This window comes from Aeromonas crassostreae, from assembly GCF_054052445.1.
The window spans coordinates 1-25437 of the sequence record NZ_JBSTYM010000013.1; the positions used below are offsets into that span (position 1 = coordinate 1).

The window sequence follows — 25437 nt, forward strand, 5'->3', positions numbered from 1 at the left end:
CGCATAAAAAATCCGAAACCAAATCAATAGGTTTCGGATTTTTACACATCAGGAGGATCGGTCAATGGATCCTTAACTGATCGGCATTACCGTCATGGGGCCTTGTTGTTGGTGTCACCCGCGTGAACTTGCGCCATAAAAGGATGCATTCGGCGCTTCATCTTGGTGCCGACACCTCCTATGATGAGTTTTTCCCCAGGCCACTGGGGTGAGGTCATCAGCCACAGGCAAGGAGCACCCATTGGAAATACGCAAGGCAACCGAGCAGGATCTCGAGGCCATCGTCGAACTGGATTGGCAGATAGGGCAGATCCACTTCGAGCAGGTGCCCGAGGTGTTCTGTCCTCCCTCCTCCCGGCAGAGACCGTTTCTGCTGGACGCCATCCAGAGCGAGGGGCGACTGTTCTGTGTCGCCGTGGTGGACGAGGCGGTGGTGGGGTTTCTGAGCGCCCGGATCGACATCAATGAAACCGTCCCGTTTCTCACCAGGCTGCCGGTCTGCCGCATCACGACCCTGGTGGTGGATGAACAGCACAGATCCCGGGGCATAGGCCGGGCGCTGATCGCCCACTGTGACGGCTGGGCCAAGGCCCATGATGCCTGCCAGCTCAAGCTGGAGGTCATGTCCTTCAATGACCGCGCCAGATCGCTCTACGAGTCCCTTGGCTTCAAGCGCCAGTCCGAGACTTACGCCAGATAAGGCGCTTCGCACCTGGCTGTCCCGTCCACAAGGCCCCGTCATGGGGCCTTGTCGCTGTTGGCCTATGCCTCTTGATGGGGGGCGAGCTGCTGGTGAACCAGGGCCGCCAGCCGGGTGAGGGCCGCCTCGAGTTCAGGGCTCCAGGGATGGGCGCTGTTGAGGCGCAGGCAGTGGTTGTGCTGGCCCTGGCTGGAGAAGAGCGCCCCCGGGGCCAACGAGAAACCGCTGGCCAGCGCCTGGGCGTAGAGGGCCCGGCTGTCGAGGCGCGCGTCGAATGTCAGCCAGAGGAAGTAGCCGCCGTCCGGGGTCGAGATGCGCGCCTCGGGGAAGAGGCGCAGCAGGGCCGCCCGCATCTGCTGCTGGCGCTGGGCCAGGGTGTGGCGCAGCCGGCGAAAGTGGGCATCCACCCCGCCCTGGCGCAGCATGTCGGCCAGCGCCAGCTGGCTCGGCACATTGGTCGACAGGGTCGACATCAGTTGCAGCCGCTGGATGGGCTCGGCGTGGCGCCCCGCCACCACCCAGCCGACCCGAAAGCCCGGCGCCAGGCACTTGGTCCAGGAGCCGCACAGCAGGCTGTCGCCCCGGGCGTCCCAGCGTTTGATGGGGGCGGGGCGCTCGCGGCCAAAATAGAGCTCGGCGTAGACGTCGTCCTCCACCAGGGGCACCTCATGGGCGTTGAGCAGCGCCATCAGCCCCTGCTTGTGCTCATCCGGCATGGTGTGGCCCAGGGGGTGCTGGACGTTGCCCATCAGCCAGCACGCCTTGACGGGGCGCAGGGCGAGGGCCTCCTCAAGCAGGGCGAGATCGATGCCCACCCCGGGGATCACAGGTATCTCCACCGCATTGAGTTTCAGCCGCTCTATGGTCTGCAGGGCGCCGTAGAAGGTGGGGGACTCCACCACCACCCAGTCCCCGGGCTCGGTCAGCACCTGCAAGCTGAGGGAGAGCGCCTCCATGGCGCCTGTGGTGATGATGATCTCCTGGGGATCCACCGCCAGGCCGTCGCTGGCGTAACGCTGGGCGATGGCGCGGCGCAGCGCCTCGTTGCCGGGGGGCAGATCTGCCACCGTGCTGAAGGGGTCGAGGCGGCGCATGCAGCTCGCCAGGGCCCGGCCGAGCTGGGAATGGGGGAAGAGGGCGGGATCCGCCACCGCCAGCCCCAGGGGCACCAGCTCCCGGGACTTGCTCGCCTGCAACACCTCGAACACCAGATCGTTGATGTCCACCGAGCCGCTGTAGTGGGCCTGCTGGGCCGTGCCGGCGGGCAGCGGGGAGGGGGCGGCCTTGACGTAGTAGCCGGACTGGGGCCTGGCCAGGATGAGGCCGCGGCTCTCCAGCAACTGGTAGGCCTGCAGCACCGTCATGGGGCTGAGGCCATGGGTCTTGCAGCTCTGGCGGATGGAGGGGATGCGCTCTCCCGGCTGCCAGAGGCCGCTCTCTATCTGCTGTTGCAACAAGGCAGCCAGCTGACCGTAACGGGACATGGTGTGTCCTAACTGTTATAGGTGGATTTCACTATAACTGCATCTGTTATAGGTATCATGGGGCGTGTTGTACTTAACGGGCGAAAACCTGTCTGTTAAATGCAACATAGAGAGTCATGCATGATAAGCCTGGATGATGTGGTCAGCCTCTCCCGAATACAGTTCGGGGCAACGGCGATGTTCCACTTTCTGTTTGTGCCCCTCACCCTGGGGCTGTCCTGGATCCTGGTGATCGCCGAATCCGCCTACGTGATGACCGGCAAGGTGATCTACCAGGACATCACCCGCTTCTGGGGCAAGCTGTTTGGCATCAACTTCGTCATGGGGGTCACCACGGGGATCACCCTGGAGTTCCAGTTCGGTACCAACTGGGCTTACTACTCCCACTACGTCGGCGACATCTTCGGCACCCCGCTGGCGGTGGAGGGGCTGATGGCCTTCTTCCTCGAATCCACCCTGGTGGGTCTGTTCTTCTTCGGCTGGGACAAGCTCTCCCGGGGTCAGCACCTGCTGGTGACCATGCTGGTGGCGCTCGGCTCCAACCTCTCCGCCCTCTGGATCCTCATCGCCAACGGCTGGATGCAGAACCCGGTCGGCGCCGAGTTCAACCCCATGACGATGCGCATGGAGCTGGTGGACGTGACGGCTGTCATCTTCAATCCGGTGGCCCAGGTCAAGTTCGTCCACACGGTGGCGGCGGGCTATGTGGCAGCCTCCCTGTTCGTGATGGGGGTGAGCAGCTGGTATCTGCTGCGCTCCATGGAGGTGCGCTTCGCCCTGCGCTCCTTCGCCATCGCCTCGGGCTTTGGTCTCGCCGCCATCCTCTCTGTCATCGTGCTCGGGGACGAGTCGGGCTATCGCTCCGGGGAGGTGCAGAAGGTCAAGCTCGCCGCCATAGAGGCGGAGTGGGAGACGGAAGCTGCGCCGGCCTCCTTCACCCTGTTCGGCCTGCCGGATCAGAGTGCCGAGACCACTCACGGGGCCATCAAGATCCCCTATCTGATGGGCATCATAGCCACCCGCTCCCTGGATGAGCAGGTGACAGGCCTCAAAGATCTGAAGGCGCAGCACGAGGTGCGCATCCGCAGCGGCATGCTGGCCCACGAGGCCCTGGAAGCCCTGCGAGCGGATGGTAGCAATGCCGAGGCGAGAGCCACCTTCGAGCGCCACCGCGCCGATCTCGGTTACGGCCTGCTGCTGACCCCCTACGCCAAGGAGATTGGCAAGGCGGACGAAGGGGCCATAGCCAAGGCGGTGGAGGACTCCATCCCCCAGGTGGCGCCGCTGTTCTGGAGCTTCCGGCTGATGGTGGGCATAGGGGTGGTGTTGCTCGGGCTCTTTGGTGCCGCCTTCCTGCAGCTGTGCCGGGGCAGGCTGGTGCAATCCCCCCGTCTGCTCAAGGCGCTGTTCTGGTCTATTCCGCTGCCCTGGATTGCCATAGAGGCGGGTTGGTTCGTGGCCGAGTTCGGCCGCCAGCCCTGGACCATCAGCGACGTGCTGCCGGTGTCGGCGTCCGTCTCCTTGCTGCAACCGGGCCAGCTCTGGTTCAGCCTCATCGCCATCTTCCTCATCTACAGCAGCCTGCTGGTGGTGGAGCTGTTCTTGTTGCGTCATGTGATCCGCAAAGGGCCCGCCAGCCTGCAGACGGGTCGCTATCAAGGTGAAGTGTTGAAAAACGGGAGTCCCGTCTGATGGATTACGAAACCCTGAAACTCGTCTGGTGGGGGCTGGTGCTCTTCCTGCTCATCGGCTTCGTGGTGATGGACGGCTTCGATCTCGGGGTCGGCCTGCTGCTCCCCGTGGTGGCCAAGAGCGACGAGGAGCGGCGGGTGCTGCTCAACAGCGTGGGGCCCGTGTGGGAGGGTAACCAGGTGTGGCTCATCGCCGGTGCCGGCGCCCTGTTCGCCGCCTGGCCCCTGGTCTATGCGGCCGCCTTCTCGGCGCTCTATGTGCCCTTCATGTTCCTGCTGTTCGGCCTCTTTCTGCGCCCGGTGGGCTTTGACTATCGCAGCAAGCTGCCTGACCCGCTCTGGCGCCGCTGGTGGGACAGGGCCCTGGTGATGGGGGCCCTGCTGCCGACCCTGGTGTTTGGCGCCACCATCGGCTTTTTGCTGCAAGGCTTGCCGTTTCGCTTCGATTCGGCCCTTCGCATCCACTATGGCGCCTTCGATTTCAACTGGCCGCTGCTCTTCACCTGCATGGGGACGGCGCTGGCTCTGCTGATGCTGCACGGCGCCAGCTTCCTGCAGTGCAAGACCCAAGGGGTGATAGCCGAGCGCTGCGCCCGCCAGAGCCTCTGGCTCGGGCCCCTGGCGAGCGCTCTGTTTGCCCTCGGCGGGGTCTGGCTCAGCCAGATGCGCGGTTACCGGATAGCCGAGATTGGGGATCTCAACGGCGCCCTGACTCCGCTGATGAAGCAGGTGATGACGGCGCCGGATGGCTGGTTTGGCAACTTCGTGGCGCACCCGGTGCTCTGGGCTGTGCCTGCCCTCGGCCTCCTGTTGCCGCTCTTGAGCACGCTGGCAAGCCACCTTGGCCGGGGGCGGCTGGCGATCCTTGCCAGCGGCGGTGCCTGCGCCGCCATGATGCTGACCGTGGCCATTGCGCTCTTCCCCTTCGTGCTGCCCTCGTCCCTGGATCCGTCGAGCAGCCTGACCCTGTGGGACGGCACCTCCAGCGAGGGCACCCTGCTTATCATGCTGGGCATAGTCGCCGTGCTGATGCCCATCAACCTGGGTTATACCCTCTGGGTCTATTGGGTGGCGCGGGGAAAAATGAGCACGGAGCAGGTGCGCCAGCAGGGCCATAGCCTCTACTAACACGGGAATTGAGGAGTCTTCGATATGTGGTATTTCACCTGGATTCTGGGGTTGGGGTTTGCGCTGCTGTGCGGTCTGGTCAATCTGCTCTGGCTGGAGGCGCGCTGGGCGGCGGACGAGGATCTCAAGGAGCCTTGATCCCGCCCCTGAAAACGAGAAAGGCCGACACCAGGTGTCGGCCTTTTCGTGTGAGGGAGGTTACATCGCCAGTGCCAATTTGGATTCGCGCTTCTCGCTTGCATGGGTGAGGCCATAGGCCAGCAGCACTATGAGGGCGCCAATCCAGGGGGTGTGCATCAACCCCAGGTGCTCCACCACGAAACCGCCCACCACGGATCCCAGCGCTATGCCGACGTTGAAGGCGGCGATGTTGAGGCCGGAGGCCACATCCACGGCGTTCGGGGTATGGCGCTCGGCCTGTTTCACCACCAGCACCTGCAGGCCCGGCACATTGCCGAATGCGAAGGCGCCCCACACCAGCACGGTGAGCACCGCCAGCACAGGGTGCGGTGCGGTGAAGGTGAGCACCAGCAGCACCATAGCGAGCCCGGCGAATAGAAGCTTCAGCGCAGGCAGCGGGCCCATCTTGTCCGCCAGCTTGCCGCCCCAGATATTGCCTACCGCCACCGACACCCCGTACACCAGCAGGATCAGGCTCACCGCATTGGCACCGAAACCGCTCACCTGCTGCAGGATGGGGGCGAGGAAGGTAAAGGCGGTGAAGGCGCCGCCGTAGCCCAGTGCGGTCTTGGCGTAGACCAGCAGCAAGGGTTTCTTGGTCAGCACGGCGAGTTGCTCGCGGATGGTCGAGGCGGCTCCTTTGGGCAGGTTGCTTGGGATCAGCAGCAGGCTGCCCACCATGGCGACGAGGCCCAGCAGGCTCACCACCAGGAAGGTTTCGCGCCAGCCGAACTGCTGACCAATCCAGGTGCCGAGCGGGACGCCGGTCACCAGGGCCACGGTGAGGCCGCTGAACATGATGGCGATGGCGCTCGCCGCCTTCTCCCTGGCCACCAGCCCGGTGGCTATGGTGCTGCCCACCGAGAAGAAGACTCCGTGGGCCAGGCCGGTGAGGATGCGGGCGACGATCAGGCTCTCGTAACCGGGGGCCTGCCAGGCCAGCAGGTTGCCGGCGGTGAAGAGGGCCATCAGTCCCACCAGCAGCCACTTGCGCGGCAGCTTGCCGGTGAGCGCCGTTAAGATCGGCGCGCCTATGGCCACCCCCAGGGCGTAGAGGCTGACCAAGAGGCCCGCCGAGGGGAGCGAGACATTGAGCTGCTCGGCGATGGTGGGGATCAGCCCCACAATTACAAATTCGGTGGTGCCGATCGCAAAGGCACTCAGGGTGAGGGCAAATAACGCCAGTGGCATACAAACTCCTTGGATAGTGGCTCCCGACGGGAGAATGGCGCCAGTATGCCGATGAGCTTTGTTGGCAAAAATGACGGCAACGTCAAATTACTTTTGTTCAATCAGCAGCAATGGAGCCGTGGAAGGAGGAGTGGCTGAGGTTGCAGAGACAAGAGCGGGCCGTAGCGCGCGAGTTGAGTACAGATGCAAAGCGCGTAGAAGCAAGGCGTACAGACCGAGCTGGGAACAAAGAGGAAAGGGGCAAGGGCAGGTAGCAGAGGTAGGGGTCAGCGGCGCGGGCGGCTGGAGCGATACTGGAGACAAAAAAAGCGGGAGGCATGGTGCCTCCCGCTGGGGTTCTCGTCGATGGTGTTGGGTTTTCTTTGCTCCCTTCTCCCCTGGTGGGAGAAGGGGTGGGGATGAGGGGGAGGTAGCTTGCCCCTCACCCTAACCCTCTCCCGCGGGGAGAGGGGATAGCCCGTGGTTGCAATAGGCTAGTGAGGGTTGCCGGTATCCGCCGCCGAAGCGAGAGATACAATGCGTCCTCTCCCGTTTAATCCCAATCTGGTGCAAAATCCGGGTTGGCGCAGCGCTCCCCTCGCTCCAGGGTGGCAATCTGTGCCATCTCCTCGGGGCTGAGTTGCACCTTGAGGGCGGCCAGGTTGGCGGCGAGATTCTCCCGCTTGGTGGAGCTCGGGATCACCGTCATGCCCTGGGCCAGCAGCCAGGCCAGGGACACCTGTGCCGCCGAGACGCCGTGGCGCTTGCCTATCTCCATCAGCAGCGGCTCGGCGAGCACCTTGCCATAGGCCAGCGGCATATAGGCGGTGATGGCGATGCCCTGCTCCTGGCAGAACTCCACCACCTTGCGGTTTTGCAGCAAGGGGTGGATCTCCACCTGCTGGTGGGCGATGGCGCCCGGTCCCAGGATCTCGACGGCTGCTTTAAGCTGGGCGACCGTGAAGTTGGAGACCCCGATCTCCCGGGTCAGGCCCCGGGCTTTGGCCTCGGCGAGCTGCTCCAGATAGACCGCCATCGGCACCTCGTCCTTGGGGGAGGGCCAGTGAATGAGGGCCAAGTCCAGGTAATCGGTGCGCAGTTTCTCCAGGCTCAGCTGCAGGCTCGGGATCACCTTGCCCGGGCCGAACTCGCTGGTCCACACCTTGGTGGTCAGGTAGATATCCTGGCGGGGCACGCCGCTTTCGCTCATCAGCTGGCCCACTTCGGCCTCGTTGTCATAGATCTGGGCGGTATCTATGTGGCGATAGCCGAGATCCAGACCCTGCAGCAGGGAGTCGCGCAGGGGCTGATCTTTCAGGCGGAAGGTACCAAGACCCAGGTTGGGCATCTTCATCATCATATTCCTCAAGTTATTGTTTCTACGCTCAATATTTTGTCGGCCCATCCTCGCATCCAGGGCGGGCAGGGGACAGGCCGCAACTGGATTCAGGCTAGTTGATAGCGGCGAACGCTGGTGCTGGCAAACCAGCCCCGGGTGTTGGCCACGAAGGCGAGAAAATGGGGCTGCTGCTGGTGGGCACTGAGCGCCGCATCGCTTTTCCACTCCTCGTGGATCATCCAGCCGTGGGGGCTCTCCAGGCTCTGGTGCAGCCGGTAGCCGAGGCACCCCGGCTCTTGCAGGGTAGCGGCAATCAGTGGGTTCAAGGCGGCGCGAAACCGGTCAGCATACTCGGGTTTGGCGTCAAGCTGGGCAATCACGATCAGGGGGGATGGCATCTGAACCTCCTTGCAATATCGAAGGCCAGTATGCCCGCCGCAGACTGGGGGATACAGGGCAGCAGTTGCAAAACACCATTGAGGTGAGTGCAGCAATGTGACCTCCCCATGGCTGGCCGTGGAGCAGGCAGGCCAGGGAGAGGGCGGAAGATGATCAGGCGCTGGCCGGTTCCGACCAGACCGCAAACTCGTTGCCGCTGGGTTCGACAAAGTGGAAGCGGCGGCCGCCCGGGAAGTCGAACAGGGGGCGCACTATGGTGCCGCCATGCTGACTCACCTTGGCCTGGGTTGCCTCTATGTCGGCGCTGTAGAACACCAAGAGAGCCCCGCCTTGTGCGCTCTGGTTGTTGAGATCCGCGCGGTAGAAGCCGCCATCCAGTCCTTCCCCTTCGAAGGCGCAGTAGTCGGGGCCGTAATCGGCGAACTGCCAGCCAAAGGCGGCGGTGAAGAAGGCCTGGGTGGCGGCGAGATCCCTTGCCGCAAATTCCACATAGTTCAGTTTTTCATGGGCCTTGGTCATGAGGCGGTCCTTGTCGATGTCGATGGTGATGTCGGTTGTCAGCGCTTTTGCGTGCTGCTCGTGGAGTGGGGCAAGGCGTCCCAGGGGGTCAGCTTGAGCTGCTTGCGGCGAAACCAGAGCCATGTCGCCATTAGCAGACCGACCCCGATGCCGAACAGGGCGCTCTGGCGCAGGGCGAATGCCGGACTCACCTCATCTTGCCAGCCGAGGTACCACATCAACATCCCCCAGATGGCACCTGTCGGCAGACCAAAGGCAAGCAGGTTGACCAGAAAGCTTTCATGGTGGGGCGGTCTCAGCCGCAGGCCCAGCCTGCGCAGCAATCTGAGCAAGGGGGGATTGTAGTTGGCGTGCCACACGCCTTTGCTTTCCAGCTCCTGGTGGGCTGCCGCCAACCGCTCTTCGAAGTTCATGATGTTCATCCTTGCGATGGTTTGGCGCCATACGGTGCCTTCTGGCCGGCATTGTATCGACAAGGGGGGTTGGGAGTTTGAGCTGGCCATCACATTAATTATCTGTGCAAATAAAGAGTTTGGCCCCTTGCCGTTCTTGTCAATCCAGGGCCATTGCATCTATAAAGGCCAAATACTCTTGCCTGGATGACAACAATGAAGACCCATTCCGATGAACTGACCCTGTTCGTGGCCGTGGTGGAGGCGGGCAGCTTTCGCCAGGCGGCGGAGAATCTCGGCATGGACAATTCCGTGGTGAGCCGCGGCATCAAACGCCTCGAGGAGAAGCTCGCCACCCTGCTGCTCAATCGCACCACCCGCCGGGTCAGCCTGACCGAGGAGGGGCGCTGGTTCTATCAGCGGGCGGTGAAGGTGCTGACCGAGATGAGCGAGGCGGAGAGCCATCTGCTGATGCGCCGGGAGCAACCGGAGGGAATACTGAGGGTCGATGCCGCCACCCCCTTCATCCTGCACCGGCTGGTGCCCATCATAGGCGAGTTTCGCCGCCGCTATCCGGGGATCGAGCTGCAACTGCACAGCTCCGAGGGCTTCATCAACCTGATGGAGCGGCGGGTGGACATGGCCATTCGCATCGGCGAGCTGACGGACTCCTCCCTGCGCGCCCTGCCGCTTGGCCGCTCCAAGCTGCGGCTGCTCGCATCCCCCGCCTATCTGGCGGCGCGCGGCACCCCGCGCCAGCCCGCTGACTTGCTGGCGGGCCACGAGCTGCTCGGCTTTTTGCATCCCGATCACCTCAACCACTGGCCCCTACTCAGCACTGAGCAGGGGGACCGATTCGCCATCACCCCGACGCTGAGGGCCAGCAGCGGCGAGACCCTGCGCCAGCTGGCGCTGGGAGGGCAGGGGATCGTCTGCCTGTCGGATTTCATGACGGGGGAGGACAGGGCGAGCGGCGCCCTGGTGGAGGTGCTGGCCCGCAGCAACAGCGGTGCCTCGCGCCCCATCAACGCGGTCTTCTACTCCGATGCCCAGCGGGACATCCGGCTGCGGGTCTGGCTCGATTTCCTGAAAGAGCAGCTCGGGCCGCAGTCGCTCTGAAGGGCCGCCATTGCCCCATGCCAGAAAAGAAACAGGCCGACATTGCTGTCGGCCTGTTGATGCTTATCCCTCTCTCTTTTTTCTTTGCTTGTCTTGTCTGCCCTTGTTAGGGGTTGGCGACTGCGTCAGGGGGCTGGGTGGTGCCAGGCTGGCCAATGGCGTGCACGGGCGGCGCCACTGGCCGGTTCACGGGCCCTGAACCTTACTCCTCTTCTGCCCAGCGCAGGGAGCGTTGCACGGCCTTCTGCCAACCGCCATAGAGGCGATCGCGGCAGGCGCTGTCCATCTGGGGGGTGAACTCGCGGTCCACGCTGAACTTGTCCTTGAGCTCGTCGGCGCTCTTCCAGAAGCCGACGGCGAGACCGGCCAGGAAGGCGGCGCCCATGGCGGTGGTCTCGATGCGGGTCGGACGTACCACAGGGGTGCGCATCATGTCGGACTGGAACTGCATCAGGAAGTCGTTGGCGACGGCGCCGCCGTCCACCTTGAGCGCCGCCAGCTTGATACCGGAGTCCTGCTGCATGGCGTCCAGCACGTCGCGGCTCTGGTAGGCGATGGATTCCAGCGCCGCGCGGATCACGTGGTTGCGGTTGGTGCCACGGGTCAGGCCGACCATGGTGCCGCGAGCGTAGGGATCCCAGTAGGGGGCGCCCAGGCCGACGAAGGCCGGTACCAGGTAGACGCCATTGGTGTCCCCCACCTTGGTGGCGAAGTAGTCGGTGTCGCGGGCATCGTGAATGAGCTTCATCTCGTCGCGCAGCCACTGCACAGTGGCGCCGCCCATGAAGACTGCCCCTTCCAGGGCGTAGTTGACGTCACCCTTGGGACCGACCGCTATGGTGGTCAGCAGGCCGTTGCTGGAGCGAACCGGCTCTGTGCCTGTGTTCATCAGCAGGAAGCAGCCGGTGCCGTAGGTGTTCTTGGCCATGCCCTTCTCGAAGCAGAGCTGGCCGAACAGGGCCGCCTGCTGGTCACCGGCGATGCCGGCGATGGGGATGCGGGCGCCGCCGCCACGGGTGGTGTAGCCATAGACCTCGGAGGAGGGTTTCACTTCGGGCAGCATGGAGGCGGGGATGCCCAGCTCGTCGAGCATGCGCTGATCCCACTTCAGATCGCGGATGTTGTAGAGCATGGTGCGCGACGCGTTGGTCGGATCGGTGACGTGCACCTCGCCGTTGGTCATCTTCCACAGCAACCAGGTGTCGACGGTACCAAACAGCAGCTCGCCTTTCATGGCCTGCTCCCGGGCCCCTTCCACGTTGTCCAGGATCCACTTCACCTTGGTGCCGGAGAAGTAGGCATCGACCACCAGGCCGGTGTTTTCGCGCACGTACTCTTCCAGGCCGCGGGCCTTGAGCTCTTCGCAGATGGCGGCGGTGCGGCGGCACTGCCAGACGATGGCGTTGTAGATGGGCTTGCCGGTGGCCTTCTCCCACACCACTGTGGTTTCACGCTGGTTGGTGATGCCGATGGCGGCGATCTGGTCGCTGTGCAGGCCGCTCTTGGCCAGCACCTCGGTGAAGACGGAGGACTGGGTCGCCCAGATCTCCATGGGGTCGTGCTCGACCCAGCCCGCTTTCGGGTAGTGCTGGGTGAACTCGCGCTGGGAGACCGCCACTATGTTGGCATCCTGATCGAAGACGATGGCGCGGGAAGAGGTGGTGCCTTGGTCCAGGGCGACGACGTATTTTTGTTGTTCAGTAGACATGATGTTCTCCAGGTTCTTATTTTCCACGTAAGGGACCGCTCTTAGGCGGCGGCCTCTTCTTTGTTAGACAGCTTGGCGGCGTCTTCGGTCGCGACGCGGTTGCCCGGCACGCAGGGCGCCAGCACTTTCACATAGAGAGCGGTACCCAGCTGGGCGCCGACGATGGGACCGAGGATGGGGACCCAGAAGTAGGGGTTGTCGCGACCGCCGGTCAGGGCCATGTCGCCCCAGCCCGCGAAGAAGGCGAACAGTTTGGGACCAAAATCACGGGCCGGGTTCATGGCAAAGCCGGTCAAGGGGCCGAGGGAGGCGCCGATCACCGCGATCAGGATGCCGATCAGCAGGGCGGCGGCGAAGCCTTTGGGGCCGCCATTGTTCGCATCCCCCAGGGCCATGATGCCCAGCATCAGCACGGCGGTGATCACCAGCTCGACCGCGAACGCCTGCATGTTGGAGAGCAGGGCATTGGGGTAGGTGGAGAAGATGCCGGCGGTGCCGAGGCTCTCGACGCTGCCGCGCACCACGCCATGGGTCAGCTCCCACTGGGTGAACAGGTTGGCGTAGAGGAAGTAGACCAGGGCGGCGGAGGCGAAGGCGCCCGCTATCTGGGCGATGATGAAGGGCACCACCTTGCGTTTGTCGAAGCCGCAGAAGGTCATCAGCGCCAGGGTCACCGCCGGGTTCAGGTGAGCGCCTGAGATGCCGCCGGTCACGTAGATGGCGATGGCCACCCCCATGCCCCAGGTGATGGAGATTTCCCACTGGCCGAAGTTGGCGCCGGCCAGTACCAGGGCCGCCACGCAACCGACGCCGAAGAAGATCAGCAGGCCGGTGCCGATAAACTCGGCGAGGCACTCGCCGAGCAGGGTATTGGGTCTTTGTATGCTCATACCGTTAGATTCCTTTTTATCCACCCACAGACAGGTTTTGGTGTTCCATGTTTTCAGTCCAGTTGGTCTCGACACCGTACTTGTTGTTTTTTGAACCTGCGCAAACGTTATGCTCGTTTACGCTCGTTGTCGGACGAAAGAGAAAATAAACCTTTCTCATCTGTTCGCCACACCCCTCTGTCGGGAAATGTGGACAAGATCCCATTCATTGCTAAGAAAATGTGACGAAAGACGGTGTTGGCAAAGTGGTTTACCCCTTAGTGGTTAGCCTGTGAACCGCGCCATTGCCGCCTGTCGCCCCGATGGCTGTCTGCTCATTCGTGCGCATCAACTGTAATAAAACTGTAATATTTTCGGTTTCATCACAGATTGAATGTTCCCAAATGCGCATAATAGGCTCGCTTACGAATCAGGTTGCTCTGATCGTGCATCCTGCACCGGATAACTTCCTCAACCCATAACAACAAGACAAGGACACCAAGATGCTCAGTTTGTTCAGGCCCGCGCCCCACATAGAGCGGCTGCCGGCCGACAAGGTGGATCCCTTCTACAAGCGCATGCGCTGGCAGATGTTCTTCGGGATCTTCCTCGGCTACGCCGGTTACTACCTGGTTCGCAAGAACTTCAGTCTGGCCATGCCCTATCTGGTGGAGCAGGGCTTCTCCCGTGGCGATCTGGGTCTGGCCCTGTCCGGGGTCTCCATCGCCTATGGCCTCTCCAAGTTCCTGATGGGCAACGTCTCTGACCGATCCAATGCCCGTTACTTCCTCTCCGCCGGTCTGCTGCTCTCGGCCGGCATCATGTTCATGATGGGCACCATGCACTGGGCCACCTCCAGCATCGCCATCATGTTCGTGCTGCTGTTCCTGAACGGCTGGGTGCAGGGCATGGGCTGGCCCCCCTGCGGTCGCACCATGGTGCACTGGTGGTCACAGAAGGAGCGGGGCGAGATAGTCTCGGTCTGGAACGTGGCCCACAACGTGGGTGGCGGCATGATAGGCCCGCTGTTCATCCTCGGCATGGGGTGGTTCAACGACTGGCGCAGCGCCTTCTATGTGCCGGCGGCCGCCGCGGCCGCCATCGCGGTGATCGTCTTCTTCGTGATGCGCGATACCCCGCAATCGGTCGGCCTGCCCCCCATCGAGGAGTACAAGGACGATTACCCCAAGGATTACAACGAGAGCCACGAGCAGGAGTTCTCCGCCAAGGAGATCTTCATGAAGTACGTGTTTCGCAACAAATTGTTGTGGTATATCGCCATCGCCAACGCCTTCGTCTACCTCATTCGCTACGGCGTGCTGGACTGGGCCCCGACCTACCTGAAGGAGGCCAAGGACTTCAGCGTGGATCACTCCTCCTGGGCCTACTTCCTCTATGAGTGGGCGGGCATCCCGGGCACCCTGCTGTGCGGCTGGATCTCGGACAAGCTGTTCCAGGGCCGCCGCGCCCCGGCAGGCATCCTGTTCATGGTGCTGGTGACCCTCTCCGTGCTGGTCTACTGGTTCAACCCGGCGGGCAACCCGACCGTGGACATGATGGCCCTGATCGCCATCGGCTTCCTCATCTACGGCCCCGTCATGCTGATCGGTCTCTACGCCCTTGAGCTGGCGCCCAAGAAGGCGGCCGGTACCGCGGCAGGCTTCACCGGGCTGTTCGGTTACCTCGGCGGCGCCGTGGCGGCCAACGCCATGCTGGGGTACACGGTCGACCACTTCGGCTGGGACGGCGGCTTCCTGGTGCTGACCATCTCCTGCGTGCTCTCCATCGTGCTGCTGGCCATGACCCTCAAGCACGAAAACATCGCAGTGGCAGCCAAGGCGGCCGCCAATAAGGCATAAAACGTGATCCTGACCTTATTGATCCCAAAGGGGATAAGGTAAACTCCGAAAGGCCCCGCATCTGCCGGGGCCTTTTTTTGTTTCATCATCGGAGTACACACGTGAAGCAAACCCAACGACATCTGGAGATATTGGACGTCCTGACGCGGCAGGGATTTGTCTCGACGGAAGATCTGGTGAGTCATTTCGACGTCAGCCCCCAGACCATTCGCCGGGATCTGAACGATCTCGCCGAGCAGAACAAGATCCGGCGCCATCATGGCGGTGCCTCCCTGCATTCGAGTACCGTCAATACCGCCTACAGTGCCCGCAAGGTGATGCAGCTCAAGGAGAAGGAGCGCATCGCCCGGGAAGTGGCCGCCAACATTCCCGACGGCTCGTCGCTGTTCATCGACATCGGCACCACCACCGAGGCCATCGCCCGGGCCCTGCTGGATCACAGGGAGCTGCGCATTGTCACTAACAACCTCAACGTGGCCAGCATTCTCACCGCCAAGGATGACTTCACCGTCATCATCGCCGGTGGTGAGATCCGCAACCGGGATGGCGGCATCGTCGGCGAGGCGACCCGCGATTTCATCGGCCAGTTTCGCATGGACTACGGCGTCATCGGCATCTCCGGCATCGATGGCGACGGTTCCCTGCTCGATTTCGACTACCACGAGGTGAAGATTGCCCAGGCCATCATCGCCCACTCCCGCCAGGTGTTTCTGGCCGCCGACCACACCAAGTTCGGCCGCAACGCCATGGTCAATCTGGGCCACCTCAATCAGGTCCACGCCCTGTTCACCGACCAGTCCCCCCCCGAGAAGCTGATGCGCATCATGGCCCAGCACCAGATCGAGTGCCATATCTGCTGATGACGCCGGCGTCCTCCTCTTGCTGACGCCAGGCTGACCCCCTCGGTTTCCCTTTGGCCGCCCCTCGGCGGCCTGACGCTTGCGCCTCTCGCGCCACCTTCATCACGTCCCGATCAGGGCGTCGCCCTTGGTCATGGTCCTGTCATCAAACCGCCATACTGCCGTCATGGCTCCTCGCCGATAAAGTGCGCATGACCTTGGTGCGCCAGGGGGAGTGGCAGGGGAGGGCGGGGCAGATGGCGTCTTTTTCGACGCCGTCCTCTATCTCGATCACACTTTCTTCATGAAATGTTCGTTTATCGCTTTTTAATGCTCTAATATGAGCGAAATCAAACATTGCCACGTTGGCGAACGCAAAAATAAGAAAGTAGGTGAACATGAGCGAACATTATGATCTGGTCGTCGTCGGTGGCGGCATCAATGGGGTCGGCATCGCGGCCGATGCGGCGGGTCGTGGCCTGAAAGTCGGTCTGTTCGAGGCTCATGATCTCGCCTCGGCGACCTCGTCCAACTCCAGCAAGCTGATCCACGGCGGCCTGCGCTATCTCGAACATTACGAGTTCCGGCTGGTGAAAGAGGCCCTGGCGGAGCGGGAAGTGCTGCTCGCCATGGCGCCGCACATCGCCCGCCCCATGCGTTTTCGCCTGCCCCATCGCCCGCACCTGCGCCCGGCCTGGATGATCCGCGCCGGCCTCTTCCTCTATGACAACCTGGCCAAGCGCGACAGGCTCAAGGGCAGCTGCGGCGTGCGCCTCCTGCCCCAGGATGGCCTGGTCGCCGGGATCGACAAGGGATTCGAGTATTCGGATGCCTGGGTCGATGATGCCCGCCTGGTGGTGCTCAACGCCATGATGGCCCGCAGCAAGGGGGCCCAGGTGCAGACCCGCACCCGCTGCGTCAAGGCAGAGCGTGGCGACAAGCAGTGGACCCTGACCCTGGAGCGGGAGGGGGGAGAGCGTTTCACCGTCACCTGCAAGGGGCTGGTGAACGCGGCGGGCCCCTGGGTCAAGACCTTCTATGACGAGGGGATCCACGAAAAATCTCCCCGCGGTATTCGCCTCATCAAGGGCAGCCACATCATAGTGCCGCGCATCCACGAGCGCGAAGAGGCCTACATTCTGCAAAACGAGGATCACCGCATCGTCTTCGTCATCCCCTACCAGCAGGATTACTCCCTCATCGGCACCACGGACGTGGAGCACAAGGGCAGCGCCCGGGATGCCCACATCAGCGATGCGGAGGTGAACTACCTGTGCAACGTGGTCAATGCCCACTTCACCCGCAAGATTGCCCCCAAAGACGTGGTCTGGACCTACTCGGGTGTGCGTCCCCTGTGCGATGACGAGTCCGATTCCCCCCAGGCGGTGACCCGGGACTATACCCTGGAGCTGTCCGGCGATGCCGATGGCGCGCCCCTGCTGTCGGTGTTTGGCGGCAAGCTCACCACCTACCGCAAGCTGGCCCAGGCGGCGTGCCACAAGCTCAAGCCCTGGTTCAGCCAGATGGGAGAGGACTGGACCGCCACCAGCCGGTTGCCCGGCGGCGAGTTCGATTGCAGCACCCAGGAGCTGGCCCGCGCCTATATGCTCGAATTCGACTGGCTGGACGAGCGCAGCGCCCTGCGCATCAGCGAGGCTTACGGCAGTCAGGCCCGCCTCTGGCTGCAACAGGAGAGAGGCGAGCACTTTGGTGCCGGTCTGTACGAATCCGAGGTGCGCTACCTGCTGGAGTGTGAATGGGCCCACAGCCTGGAAGACATTCTGTGGCGTCGCAGCAAGCTGGGGCTGCGTCTGAGCGCGGCCGAGCAGGCCCGGCTGCAAGCCTGGCTCGAGCAGTTCCATCACGCCCTGCCCCAGGCGATGTAACGGGACGAGGGACATGCCCCGGGCGTGTCCCTCGTCTCCGGCAGCGCTGCCGCCCGGGCAGCCATCATCTGCCCGTCATCTGTTTCCCATATAACAATAACCTGCCCCAGCCCCCCGTCTACCGCCGGGGCTGGCGGCCTGACCGACCCTTCAAGACAACAAGAGCATCCAAGATGAAATCATTTGCCATCCCCCTGCTTGCCCTCTCCCTCGGCGCCAGCCTTTCTCTGCCTGCACTGGCCTCTGATGAAGGCAAAATCGTGATCGCCCACCGTGGCGCCTCCGGCTACCTGCCCGAGCACACCCTGGCATCCAAGGCCCTGGCCTATGGCATGGGGGCCGACTATCTGGAGCAGGATCTGGTGATGACCAAGGATGATCAGCTGGTGGTGATGCACGATCACTTCCTCGATGGCATCACGGACGTGGCGACGCGCTTCCCCGGCCGCGCCCGCGCCGATGGTCGCTACTATGTGGTGGACTTCACCCTGGCCGAGGTGCGCTCCCTGCGCATGACCGAGCCCTTCCAGCTGGTGGATGGCAAGCAGGTGCCCGTCTATCCGGCCCGCTTCCCGCTGTGGCAGTCGGATTTTCGGATCCACACCTTCCAGGAAGAGATAGAGATGATCCAGGGGCTCAACAAGAGCACCGGCAAGCAGATCGGCATCTACCCGGAGATAAAAGCCCCCTGGCTGTTTCGCCACGAGGGCAAGGACATTTCGAAAGCCGTGCTCACCGTGCTCAAAGAGTACGGCTACACGGCCAAGGGCGACAAGGTCTATCTGCAGTGCTTCGATGCCAACGAGCTCAAGCGCATCAATGATGAGCTGATGCCCGCCATGGGCATGGATCTCAAGCTGGTGCAGCTGATGGCCGAAACCGACTGGCACGAGACCATGGTCTATGATGCCAAGGGCCAGGCGACCCCCTACGACTACGACTGGATGTTCAAGCCGGGGGCCATGAAGACCATCGCCACCTATGCCGAGGGGATAGGTCCCTGGAAGCCCATGGTGGTGACCGAGCCGGGGACGCCTGGCAAGCCGGTCATCACCGCCATGGTGAAGGAGGCCCACGCCGCGGGTCTGAAAGTGCATCCTTATACCTTCCGCCAGGACGAGGGCCAGATCCCGGCCTATGCCAAGGACTTCAACGACCTGCTCAACATCTTCCTCTATCAGGCGGATGTGGACGGGGTGTTCAGCGACTTCCCGGACAAGGCGGTGGAAGCCATCAAGGCTCACGGCAAATCATAAAAGAAGAGCAACAGGGGTACGCGAGCGGGGCCAGGAGCCCCGCTTTTCATTGCGCGATAGCCAGGGGGCGGGATGGCGCTGCCGACGTCAGGGGCCACGGCCAGGGCAGAGGGTCCATATCATTGAGTGTAATTATTTGTTTACGATTTGCGGCTGTGCCGTCAACTTGCCAACCCTATCTTATCGCCATCTCGGCGCTGATCTTGGTCATTTATCCAGCTGACGAGCGCCTTTACCGCTGCTTGCACTTGATTCTTTGTTTTTCCTTGGTAAGGTGAGGGCGGTTGCGTAACAAGGCGCCTCTCGTGTAAATAAAATAATACACGTCGGCGCGTTTGGCTAAATACAGTAGAGAGAACGAGAAAATGCAAAGAGATCCCCTGAACAACATCCATATCCAGTCCGAACAAGTGATGATCACGCCTGCCCAGCTCAAGGAGAAACTGCCCATCTCCGATCGCGCCCTGGCATTCGTGCAAGGGGCCCGCAATACCATAGCCGACATCATCCATCGTCGCGATCACCGCCTGCTGGTGATCTGTGGACCCTGCTCCATCCACGACATGGACGCCGCCAAAGAGTACGCAACCAGACTCAAAGCGCTGCATGACGCCTATCAGGACTCTCTCTACATTGTCATGCGGGTCTACTTTGAGAAGCCGCGCACCACGGTCGGCTGGAAGGGCTTCATCAACGACCCGAACCTGGACGGCACCTTTGACGTGGAGCTGGGGCTGCACCGGGCCCGGGAGCTGCTCTGCTGGCTGGCGGAGCTGGAGTTGCCGCTGGCGACCGAGGCCCTGGACCCCATTAGCCCGCAATACCTGGCGGAGCTCTTCTCCTGGTCGGCCATCGGCGCCCGCACCACCGAATCCCAGACCCACAGGGAGATGGCCTCCGGCCTCTCCATGCCGGTGGGCTTCAAGAACGGCACCGACGGCAACCTCGGCACCGCCATCAATGCGCTGCAGGCGGCCTCCAGCCCTCACGCCTTCATGGGGATCAACCAGCAGGGCCAGGTCGCCCTGCTGCAGACCCAGGGCAACCCGGATGGCCACGTGATCCTGCGCGGCGGCAAGCACCCCAACTACGACTCGGTCAATGTGTCCCTGGCGGAAGAGGCACTGGAGAAGGCGGGCCTGCTGCCCGGGCTGGTGGTGGATTGCAGCCACGGCAACTCCAGCAAGGATCACCGCCTGCAACCCAAGGTGGCGGACAACGTCATCCACCAGATCCAGGAGGGCAACCGCTCCATCATAGGGGTGATGCTCGAATCCAACCTGTTTGAAGGCAACCAGTCCAGCGAGCAGCCCAAGTGCGACATGCGCTACGGCGTCTCCATCACCGATGCATGCATCGACTGGGACACCACGGACGCGCTGCTGGCCCGCTGCCACAGCCAGCTGGCCGCACCACTTTTGGCCAGAACCGGGCGTTAAGCCGTGGTATCTTGTCACAACGTATTGATTCACAAGGCGCCGCTTGCTGGCGGCGCCGGCAGGGACTGGATATGGCACAAGAGTTGAACGCCCTCAGGGACAAGATAGATGCGGTGGACAAGCAGTTGCTCGATCTGCTGGCCGCCCGCCTGGCCCTGGTGGGAGAAGTGGGGGAGGTGAAGAGCCGGCACGGCCTGCCCATCTACGCGCCGGATCGGGAGGCGAGCATGCTGGCCCGCCGCCGGGAGGAAGCCGAGCGCCTCGGGGTGCCCGGGGATCTCATCGAGGACGTGCTGCGCCGTGTGATGCGCGAGTCCTATATCCTCGAGTCGACCAGTGACAAGGAACACCACTTCAAGTGCATGAAGCCGGAACTTGGCAAGGTGGTGATCATCGGCGGTCAGGGTCAGCTTGGCCGTCTGTTCAGCCAGCTGTTCAGCCTCTCTGGCTATCGGGTCGAGAGCCTGGAGCAGGCCGACTGGCCAAGGGCCGACGCTATCTTGCAAGGGGCCGGGCTGGTGATGGTGGCGGTGCCCATCGACGTCACCTGCCAGGTGATCGACCGGCTCGGCCAGCTGCCGGCGGATTGCCTGCTGGTGGACGTGACCAGCGTGAAAGCGGCGCCCCTCGAGCACATGCTGGCGGTGCACCAGGGACCTGTGCTGGGGCTGCACCCCATGTTCGGGCCGGATGTGGCGAGCCTCGCCAAGCAGGTGATCGTCTGCTGCCAGGGCCGTGACCCTTCAGCCAGCCAGTGGCTGCTGGATCAGATGACCATCTGGGGCGCGCGCCTGCAGCAGGTGGAGGCCAAGGCCCACGACGAGGCCATGACCCTCATTCAGGCGCTGCGCCACTTCGCCACCTTCGCCTACGGCTGGCACCTCTCCCGGGAGGGGGCGGATCTGGAGCGGTTGCTGGCCCTTAGCTCCCCCATCTACCGGCTGGAGCTGGCCATGGTGGGACGGCTGTTTGCCCAGGATCCCGAGCTGTACGCCGACATCATTCTCTCCTCACCCCAGAATCTGGCCATGGTGCGCCGCTATTTCGAGCGTTTTGGCGAAGGGCTGCATCTGCTGGAGCAGGGCGACAGGGCAGGCTTTATCGCCGCGTTTCGCCAGGTGTCCGACTTCTTCGGCCCCCATGCGGAGCAGTTCCTGAAAGAGAGCCGTCTGCTGCTGGCCCAGGCCAACGACAGGCGCCACTATGGTTGAGGGCCTGTGACCACGACATAAAAAAACAGCAGGGGCCCGCGGGCCCCTGCTGTTTTTTGGCACCTGTCAACTCTGGGGGGCTGGCAGGTAGAGCTCGGCACTGTCCCAGCCCAGCGGCAGGGTGAGCAGCTGATCGATCAGCTCCCGGCGATCGGATTTCTCCAGATAGGCGAGGTAGAGCGGACGACGCAGGGGCTGGCCTCCCTCCACCAGGTGCAGGCGCCCCTGTTCCAGGAAGGGGGTCAGCATCCGCCTTGGCAGGTAGGCGGCGCCGCCGTTGGCCAGCACGAATTGCAGCGCCATGCTGGCGGAGCTCGAGTGCAGCACCGGGGTCTTCTGCAGGCTCTGCAACCGGCTCGGCTGAGGCTCGAAGCTGGTGCCCCAGTCGAGATGGATATGGGGCATCTGCATCAGGCTGTCGGCGCTGGCGGCCGGCTCCCGGCTCACCAGGTCGAACACCAGCTCGCCGATGGGATGCAGGGCTATCTCATCGATCTTGGTCGGCTCGGAGAGCAGGGCCAAGTCGAGGGAACGCTCCAGCAACTGGCGGCACAGGTGCTCGCGCGACGCGGTCTCGAGGCGTACCGCCAGGCCCGGTGCCAGGGCATAGACGTGGTTGAGCCAGTCGTTGAAATCCAGCTCCCAGAACACGGGAGGGGCGCCGATGGCAAGCTGCTGGCTGAAACCGGGGGAGAGGGCCACGTCCTGCTTGGCGCGGCCCAGGGTGTGCAAGATGGCGTCTGCGTAAGGGAGCAGACGCTCACCGGAGGCGGTCAGCCTGATGTTGTTGCGATGGCGGGCAAACAGGCTGACCCCGAGTTGCTGCTCGAGCTGGCGGATGCGAAAGCTCACCGCCGACTGGGTCAGGTAGAGATTCTCGGCGGCGCGGCCGAAGTGACGGGTCTTGCTGACTTCGATGAAGGTGCGCAGCAGTTCGGTATCCATCAGTCGAGGGACTCGTCACCGCCACCCGCGCTGCCACCGCCGCTGTCGAAGCTGCCCCCGGCATCGTCACTGGCACCGCCGGCGACGGTGCACAGGCGATGCACCCGCTTGGGACCAATCACCTTGAGATACTTGAACCACACCTTGGCGTGGGGGTTGCTGCCGGCCTCACCGGCCTTGAGCTGCTCGGCAAAGGCGGTCTCCACCTCGTCCCGGGGCGCCAGATTGCCCTGGTAGATGGCCAGCATGGCGGTGCCGTGTTTTTCCAGACTGTCTGCTTCGGCGACGGTGAATTCACCACTGCGACGCAGGCCACGGGGAAAATGTTTGAAGTCGTTGAAACGCTTGTCTGATTCGAAGCTCATAGTGCTCTTGTTCTGGTTAGTTTGACCTTTGCGGGCAAGTATCATCAGGCTTTTACAGAGTGCAAAATCAATTTTCTCACTATATGGATAAAAATATTTTATTGAACTTGTCGGCGCCGTGCCGACGGGAAACAGTTGGAGCCGTTTGACTAAAAAGTGAGAAAAATAACGGAGTTATGACGCACTTCGTCATGAAATTGTCACCGGAATACCCCGTTTTTTGCCAAGGAAAAGGGCGCACAGCGGCGCCCTTTGGGTGTCATTGTCAGCGCAGGCCGGCAGGGGCCAAACGGCTTGGGATCACTCGATCATCGCCGGCTGTGCCTGGGCATCGGCGCGCCACAGACGGTAGCGTACCTCGTACTCCTGGGGCACATAGATGACGAAGGGCAGCTTGGAGTTGTAGTTCACGAAGAAGCCCTGACCATAGATCTGGACGAAGCTCTCCTTCTGCTGACCCTCGGGGCAGGCCATCAGGGTGCTGATGGGGTCTGATACCTTGCCCAGGGTCAGGTAGTTGTACCCCCAGCCCTTGACGCTGTGCTGCTCCAGGTTGCCGGCGAAGCGGGGAACATTGCAGTCCACCAGCATCTTCTTGCCCACTTGCAGCTCGACCATCATGTCGGCCTCGTTCTCGACTTCCGGCAGACGGATCACGACACGTTCCTGGTTCACTTCGGCGGCCGGAAACATGCTGATATCAAATTTTTTCGGTTCGGCGGCGAAGGCATGGCCGCTCAGCAACAAGGCGCCCAGCAGGCTAAAACGCAATACGGTTTTCATCTGTACCTCATGGGATTGGTCTATCGTCGCTAGACTAACCGCTCTGTGCCTTTCATACCAGCGCTCTGCCACGCAATTCCTGCCAGTTCGGCCACACAATGACGTGATCTGGTTATTTTCTGACGATGTGCCGAGCGGTCGTACCGATCCGGGCAGGAAACGGCTGGCAGAGCCTCTCTGCCAGCCGGGCACTCAGCGTACCAGCAGCACCTGCTTGGCCCAGGAACCGGGTGCGCGCATGCCGACGGCGCCACTGGTGATGTCCAGATAGGCGACGCCCCTGCTGGCGGGCACCGGGGTCGAGGACCAGAGGTAGACATAGCCGTCGTTCACCTCCTTCCCGTCCCCGGCCATGGCGCGGGGGAAGAGGGTTTCGTTGAGGGCGGGTTTGTAGCAGGCGGACTCCAGTATGCTGGTGAGCTCCTTGATGGTGGGCAGGCGCCAGTCGGTGTGGCCGCCAAAACCGTGGAGGGCATGGCTCGGTTCGGTGCGGATCCGCTCTGCGGTCAGCAGGGCCTGCTGCCAGTAGAGCCGGGTCGGCTCGCCGCTGCAGCTCCCATCTTGCCAGCGTTGGCCGAGCTGGCATCGCATCCAGGTGAGGCCGGAGGCACGGTCGGTGACGGTGCCGTTGCCGCGATCCAGGAAGCGGGAGCTGGGACTGGTGCGCGGCAGGGTGTCGTCGCAGATGGCGATGGCCAGTGCCAGCGGGCTGCACAGGGTGAGCAGCAGGGTCAGAAGAGACTTGTTCATCGGGTTACCTCGGCCACCAGGCGCAGTTGCAGGACATTGACATCATCAGGGTTTTGTACGGCAAAGGGGTAATCGGTGCCCGCATCCTCACCGAGGAACAGGGGACTGATGACCGCCAGGGGAACGCTCTCGAGGCGCCGGGACGGCGTCAGGGTCTGGGTCCAGTAATTGCCGTCGAAGTAGCTGTTGGCGGTGCCGACATCGGGGAAGTAGCGCACATCCAGGGTGACCAGCTGGCCATCCTGGCGGGCGAGGGAGCCGTAGTGCTGCAGGCTGCCGAGCTCCTGGGCCGTGGGCAGGCGCCAGCCCTGGATGCCACACAGCTGCTGTGCATTGAGCCACTGACGATACTGCTCTGTGGTGCAGATGGTCTCGCCGCTCGGGCAGGCTTCATCCAGTTCGGCTTGCAGGGGTTGATAGTCGTCGAGGGCCCAGGCAAAGACCCTGTGCAGATCCCGCGGACTGTCGGCATCTTCGAGCTTCTTCTCCCAGATGAGGCCGGTATTGAGATCCTCCACGCACTCCCAGTCGGGGGCATTGTCCGCCAGGGGCTGCCCCTTGCCGTCCAGCTTGTGATAGCGCAGGGGCGCCTGGTCCAGGCTCGCCTCCTGGCCCGGGTGATCGGCAGGCTCCTGGGTCAGCAGGTAATCCACCCCGTCCGTGTAGGTGGTGACGCCGCTGGCGGTCACCAGGGCCCTGGGTTGCTGCTGCGCCAGCACGCTGGCAAGCCGGCTCTGCTGGCTCAGCAGTTCTGGGCTGGCGGCAAAGTGGCGGGCGAGCTCGGGCAGCAGGGTGACCAGCCCCTGCCAGATCTGGCGCAGGCGCTCGCCCTCGGCGAGACCGGGCAGGGTGGCGACGTCAGCGCGCGCCGCCAGGGCCAGCTCGCCGAGGGCTCCATTGAATCCTTCCAGCTGCACCAGGGCCGCGAGTCCCTGACCCGGTTGCAGGGGCGCCAGGGCGCGCAGCAGCTCGGTCAGGGCCTGGGCTGGCGGCAGCCCGTCCGCGACCCGGGTCTGCAACAGGGTGCTCAAGGGGGTGGGTGTGAGGGTCTGATCATCCAGGCGCGCCGCCGGGTGGGTCAGGGTCAGGGCGCCCGGATCCTGGGGGATGAACAGTAATGGGCTGGTGAGCAGGCCGGGGGCGCTGGCGCTCAACTGACGGGCACCGGCCTCGCCACTGACCGCGGGCTCGCCGGCCTCGCAGTCGTCGTTCTGGTTCAGGTTGGCGCACAGGGTACCCGCCGCTGGCAACTGGACCGTGAGGCGATAGTCGGGGGGCGTCAGGGGCGCATCGTCGGACTCGCCACCACCACAGGCGCTGAGCAGGGGGGCCAGCAGGCAGGCCAGCGGGGTCATTCTCATCTTCATGTCTCGTCCTTGGAGGGGCCTTGGCCCCTCTCTTCTTTA

At 63.1% G+C, this 25437-nt stretch carries 25 protein-coding genes; 11 read left to right on the forward strand and 14 right to left on the reverse strand.

The features are described from left to right. The first annotated feature begins 241 nt into the window (after window positions 1–241). Window positions 242–700, forward strand: coding sequence for an N-acetyltransferase family protein (locus tag ACW5W4_RS11605; RefSeq protein WP_456689461.1), 459 nt, complete (start codon window positions 242–244; stop codon window positions 698–700). Between the two features lie 62 nt (window positions 701–762). Here the strand turns inward: ACW5W4_RS11605 and ACW5W4_RS11610 are convergent, their stop codons facing one another. Next, window positions 763–2184, reverse strand: a complete 1422-nt coding sequence (locus ACW5W4_RS11610; protein WP_456689462.1) for an aminotransferase-like domain-containing protein — start codon at window positions 2182–2184, stop codon at window positions 763–765. A 120-nt stretch (window positions 2185–2304) separates the two neighbouring features. On the opposite strand from ACW5W4_RS11610, the gene ACW5W4_RS11615 reads away from it, so the two are divergent. Genes ACW5W4_RS11615 through cydX form a run of 3 tightly spaced genes read left to right on the forward strand, consistent with a single transcriptional unit; the run spans window position 2305 to window position 5141 of the window. Further along, the gene (locus ACW5W4_RS11615) at window positions 2305–3876 is read left to right on the forward strand and encodes a cytochrome ubiquinol oxidase subunit I (RefSeq protein WP_456689463.1); all 1572 of its coding nucleotides are present in this window, start codon (window positions 2305–2307) and stop codon (window positions 3874–3876) included. Further along, window positions 3876–5003 carry a cytochrome d ubiquinol oxidase subunit II gene (gene cydB / locus ACW5W4_RS11620; protein ID WP_456689464.1) on the forward strand — a complete coding sequence of 376 codons (1128 nt, stop codon included), beginning with the start codon at window positions 3876–3878 and terminating at the stop codon, window positions 5001–5003. Before ACW5W4_RS11615 ends, cydB begins: the two co-directional genes overlap by 1 nt. A 24-nt stretch (window positions 5004–5027) precedes the next feature. Beyond that, window positions 5028–5141 carry a cytochrome bd-I oxidase subunit CydX gene (gene cydX / locus ACW5W4_RS11625; RefSeq protein WP_025326454.1) on the forward strand — a complete coding sequence of 38 codons (114 nt, stop codon included), beginning with the start codon at window positions 5028–5030 and terminating at the stop codon, window positions 5139–5141. Window positions 5142–5201: 60 nt separating this feature from the next. On the opposite strand, the gene ACW5W4_RS11630 is transcribed toward cydX, so the two are convergent. From ACW5W4_RS11630 to ACW5W4_RS11650, 5 genes are all read right to left on the reverse strand, one after another. Continuing rightward, on the reverse strand, window positions 5202–6374 hold the full coding sequence (locus ACW5W4_RS11630; protein WP_456689465.1) for an MFS transporter: 1173 nt from the start codon (window positions 6372–6374) through the stop codon (window positions 5202–5204). Between the two features lie 532 nt (window positions 6375–6906). After that, the gene (gene dkgB / locus ACW5W4_RS11635) at window positions 6907–7710 is read right to left on the reverse strand and encodes a 2,5-didehydrogluconate reductase DkgB (protein WP_456689466.1); all 804 of its coding nucleotides are present in this window, start codon (window positions 7708–7710) and stop codon (window positions 6907–6909) included. 89 nt (window positions 7711–7799) lie between these two features. Continuing rightward, window positions 7800–8090 carry a putative quinol monooxygenase gene (locus ACW5W4_RS11640; protein WP_456689467.1) on the reverse strand — a complete coding sequence of 97 codons (291 nt, stop codon included), beginning with the start codon at window positions 8088–8090 and terminating at the stop codon, window positions 7800–7802. Between the two features lie 154 nt (window positions 8091–8244). Next, a complete protein-coding gene (locus ACW5W4_RS11645) occupies window positions 8245–8610 on the reverse strand; it encodes a VOC family protein (RefSeq protein ID WP_456689468.1) in 366 nt (121 codons plus the stop codon). A 38-nt stretch (window positions 8611–8648) separates the two neighbouring features. Further along, window positions 8649–9023, reverse strand: coding sequence for a DUF6404 family protein (locus tag ACW5W4_RS11650; protein ID WP_456689469.1), 375 nt, complete (start codon window positions 9021–9023; stop codon window positions 8649–8651). Between the two features lie 195 nt (window positions 9024–9218). Here ACW5W4_RS11650 and ACW5W4_RS11655 point away from each other — a divergent pair, with 195 nt between their 5' ends. Next, complete coding sequence (locus ACW5W4_RS11655; RefSeq protein ID WP_456689470.1) at window positions 9219–10121, forward strand: LysR substrate-binding domain-containing protein; 903 nt, start codon at window positions 9219–9221, stop codon at window positions 10119–10121. 202 nt (window positions 10122–10323) lie between these two features. Here the strand turns inward: ACW5W4_RS11655 and glpK are convergent, their stop codons facing one another. Together glpK and ACW5W4_RS11665 are read right to left on the reverse strand one after the other, a co-directional pair. Further along, window positions 10324–11829 (reverse strand): glycerol kinase GlpK, encoded by a 1506-nt coding sequence (glpK, locus tag ACW5W4_RS11660; protein ID WP_456689471.1) that lies wholly within the window; start codon window positions 11827–11829, stop codon window positions 10324–10326. 41 nt (window positions 11830–11870) lie between these two features. After that, the gene (locus ACW5W4_RS11665; RefSeq protein ID WP_041996396.1) at window positions 11871–12719 is read right to left on the reverse strand and encodes an MIP/aquaporin family protein; all 849 of its coding nucleotides are present in this window, start codon (window positions 12717–12719) and stop codon (window positions 11871–11873) included. 482 nt (window positions 12720–13201) lie between these two features. Between ACW5W4_RS11665 and glpT the strand changes: the two genes are divergently transcribed. Together glpT and ACW5W4_RS11675 are read left to right on the forward strand one after the other, a co-directional pair. Beyond that, the gene (gene glpT / locus ACW5W4_RS11670; protein WP_427261877.1) at window positions 13202–14557 is read left to right on the forward strand and encodes a glycerol-3-phosphate transporter; all 1356 of its coding nucleotides are present in this window, start codon (window positions 13202–13204) and stop codon (window positions 14555–14557) included. 101 nt (window positions 14558–14658) lie between these two features. Continuing rightward, window positions 14659–15417, forward strand: coding sequence for a DeoR/GlpR family transcriptional regulator (locus ACW5W4_RS11675; protein WP_427261876.1), 759 nt, complete (start codon window positions 14659–14661; stop codon window positions 15415–15417). Between the two features lie 145 nt (window positions 15418–15562). Here ACW5W4_RS11675 and ACW5W4_RS11680 read toward each other — a convergent pair whose 3' ends face one another. After that, the gene (locus tag ACW5W4_RS11680; protein ID WP_408796898.1) at window positions 15563–15796 is read right to left on the reverse strand and encodes a hypothetical protein; all 234 of its coding nucleotides are present in this window, start codon (window positions 15794–15796) and stop codon (window positions 15563–15565) included. Here ACW5W4_RS11680 and glpD point away from each other — a divergent pair. The 4 genes from glpD to tyrA all read left to right on the forward strand — a co-directional run bounded on the left by glpD (window position 15795) and on the right by tyrA (window position 21188). Next, on the forward strand, window positions 15795–17282 hold the full coding sequence (glpD, locus tag ACW5W4_RS11685; protein ID WP_456689472.1) for a glycerol-3-phosphate dehydrogenase: 1488 nt from the start codon (window positions 15795–15797) through the stop codon (window positions 17280–17282). The two genes, ACW5W4_RS11680 and glpD, sit on opposite strands and share 2 nt — an antisense overlap. 173 nt (window positions 17283–17455) lie before the next feature. Beyond that, window positions 17456–18538, forward strand: a complete 1083-nt coding sequence (glpQ, locus tag ACW5W4_RS11690) for a glycerophosphodiester phosphodiesterase (RefSeq protein WP_456689473.1) — start codon at window positions 17456–17458, stop codon at window positions 18536–18538. A gap of 365 nt (window positions 18539–18903) precedes the next feature. Continuing rightward, window positions 18904–19977: a 3-deoxy-7-phosphoheptulonate synthase gene (locus ACW5W4_RS11695; protein ID WP_456689474.1), complete on the forward strand. Its 1074-nt coding sequence runs from the start codon at window positions 18904–18906 to the stop codon at window positions 19975–19977. Window positions 19978–20048: 71 nt separating this feature from the next. Then, window positions 20049–21188: a bifunctional chorismate mutase/prephenate dehydrogenase gene (gene tyrA / locus ACW5W4_RS11700; RefSeq protein WP_456689475.1), complete on the forward strand. Its 1140-nt coding sequence runs from the start codon at window positions 20049–20051 to the stop codon at window positions 21186–21188. 66 nt (window positions 21189–21254) lie between these two features. On the opposite strand, the gene hdfR is transcribed toward tyrA, so the two are convergent. The 5 genes from hdfR to ACW5W4_RS11725 form a co-directional block, all read right to left on the reverse strand. Beyond that, window positions 21255–22133, reverse strand: coding sequence for an HTH-type transcriptional regulator HdfR (gene hdfR, locus ACW5W4_RS11705; RefSeq protein ID WP_456689476.1), 879 nt, complete (start codon window positions 22131–22133; stop codon window positions 21255–21257). Beyond that, a complete protein-coding gene (gene maoP, locus ACW5W4_RS11710) occupies window positions 22133–22498 on the reverse strand; it encodes a DUF413 domain-containing protein (protein ID WP_408796904.1) in 366 nt (121 codons plus the stop codon). The genes hdfR and maoP overlap by 1 nt, the downstream gene beginning before the upstream one ends. A 300-nt stretch (window positions 22499–22798) precedes the next feature. Then, window positions 22799–23281: a serine protease inhibitor ecotin gene (gene eco, locus ACW5W4_RS11715; protein WP_456689477.1), complete on the reverse strand. Its 483-nt coding sequence runs from the start codon at window positions 23279–23281 to the stop codon at window positions 22799–22801. Between the two features lie 192 nt (window positions 23282–23473). Then, entirely contained in the window at window positions 23474–24031 is a 558-nt protein-coding gene (locus tag ACW5W4_RS11720; protein WP_456689478.1) for an Lcl C-terminal domain-containing protein, read from the reverse strand. Further along, window positions 24028–25386, reverse strand: coding sequence for an Lcl C-terminal domain-containing protein (locus tag ACW5W4_RS11725; protein WP_456689543.1), 1359 nt, complete (start codon window positions 25384–25386; stop codon window positions 24028–24030). Before ACW5W4_RS11725 ends, ACW5W4_RS11720 begins: the two co-directional genes overlap by 4 nt. Window positions 25387–25437: the final 51 nt, after the last annotated feature.

Coding starts and splice junctions, on each gene's coding strand:
- ACW5W4_RS11665 (WP_041996396.1), bottom strand. CDS start 12,719: ATGAGCATACAAAGACCCAATACCCTGCTCGGCGAGTGCCTCGCCGAG.
- hdfR (WP_456689476.1), bottom strand. CDS start 22,133: ATGGATACCGAACTGCTGCGCACCTTCATCGAAGTCAGCAAGACCCGT.
- cydB (WP_456689464.1), top strand. CDS start 3,876: ATGGATTACGAAACCCTGAAACTCGTCTGGTGGGGGCTGGTGCTCTTC.
- eco (WP_456689477.1), bottom strand. CDS start 23,281: ATGAAAACCGTATTGCGTTTTAGCCTGCTGGGCGCCTTGTTGCTGAGC.
- ACW5W4_RS11655 (WP_456689470.1), top strand. CDS start 9,219: ATGAAGACCCATTCCGATGAACTGACCCTGTTCGTGGCCGTGGTGGAG.
- glpT (WP_427261877.1), top strand. CDS start 13,202: ATGCTCAGTTTGTTCAGGCCCGCGCCCCACATAGAGCGGCTGCCGGCC.
- glpQ (WP_456689473.1), top strand. CDS start 17,456: ATGAAATCATTTGCCATCCCCCTGCTTGCCCTCTCCCTCGGCGCCAGC.
- dkgB (WP_456689466.1), bottom strand. CDS start 7,710: ATGATGAAGATGCCCAACCTGGGTCTTGGTACCTTCCGCCTGAAAGAT.
- glpD (WP_456689472.1), top strand. CDS start 15,795: ATGAGCGAACATTATGATCTGGTCGTCGTCGGTGGCGGCATCAATGGG.
- cydX (WP_025326454.1), top strand. CDS start 5,028: ATGTGGTATTTCACCTGGATTCTGGGGTTGGGGTTTGCGCTGCTGTGC.
- ACW5W4_RS11610 (WP_456689462.1), bottom strand. CDS start 2,184: ATGTCCCGTTACGGTCAGCTGGCTGCCTTGTTGCAACAGCAGATAGAG.
- ACW5W4_RS11645 (WP_456689468.1), bottom strand. CDS start 8,610: ATGACCAAGGCCCATGAAAAACTGAACTATGTGGAATTTGCGGCAAGG.
- ACW5W4_RS11640 (WP_456689467.1), bottom strand. CDS start 8,090: ATGCCATCCCCCCTGATCGTGATTGCCCAGCTTGACGCCAAACCCGAG.
- ACW5W4_RS11630 (WP_456689465.1), bottom strand. CDS start 6,374: ATGCCACTGGCGTTATTTGCCCTCACCCTGAGTGCCTTTGCGATCGGC.
- tyrA (WP_456689475.1), top strand. CDS start 20,049: ATGGCACAAGAGTTGAACGCCCTCAGGGACAAGATAGATGCGGTGGAC.
- ACW5W4_RS11615 (WP_456689463.1), top strand. CDS start 2,305: ATGATAAGCCTGGATGATGTGGTCAGCCTCTCCCGAATACAGTTCGGG.
- ACW5W4_RS11720 (WP_456689478.1), bottom strand. CDS start 24,031: ATGAACAAGTCTCTTCTGACCCTGCTGCTCACCCTGTGCAGCCCGCTG.
- ACW5W4_RS11725 (WP_456689543.1), bottom strand. CDS start 25,386: ATGACCCCGCTGGCCTGCCTGCTGGCCCCCCTGCTCAGCGCCTGTGGT.
- glpK (WP_456689471.1), bottom strand. CDS start 11,829: ATGTCTACTGAACAACAAAAATACGTCGTCGCCCTGGACCAAGGCACC.
- ACW5W4_RS11695 (WP_456689474.1), top strand. CDS start 18,904: ATGCAAAGAGATCCCCTGAACAACATCCATATCCAGTCCGAACAAGTG.
- ACW5W4_RS11680 (WP_408796898.1), bottom strand. CDS start 15,796: ATGTTCACCTACTTTCTTATTTTTGCGTTCGCCAACGTGGCAATGTTT.
- ACW5W4_RS11650 (WP_456689469.1), bottom strand. CDS start 9,023: ATGAACTTCGAAGAGCGGTTGGCGGCAGCCCACCAGGAGCTGGAAAGC.
- maoP (WP_408796904.1), bottom strand. CDS start 22,498: ATGAGCTTCGAATCAGACAAGCGTTTCAACGACTTCAAACATTTTCCC.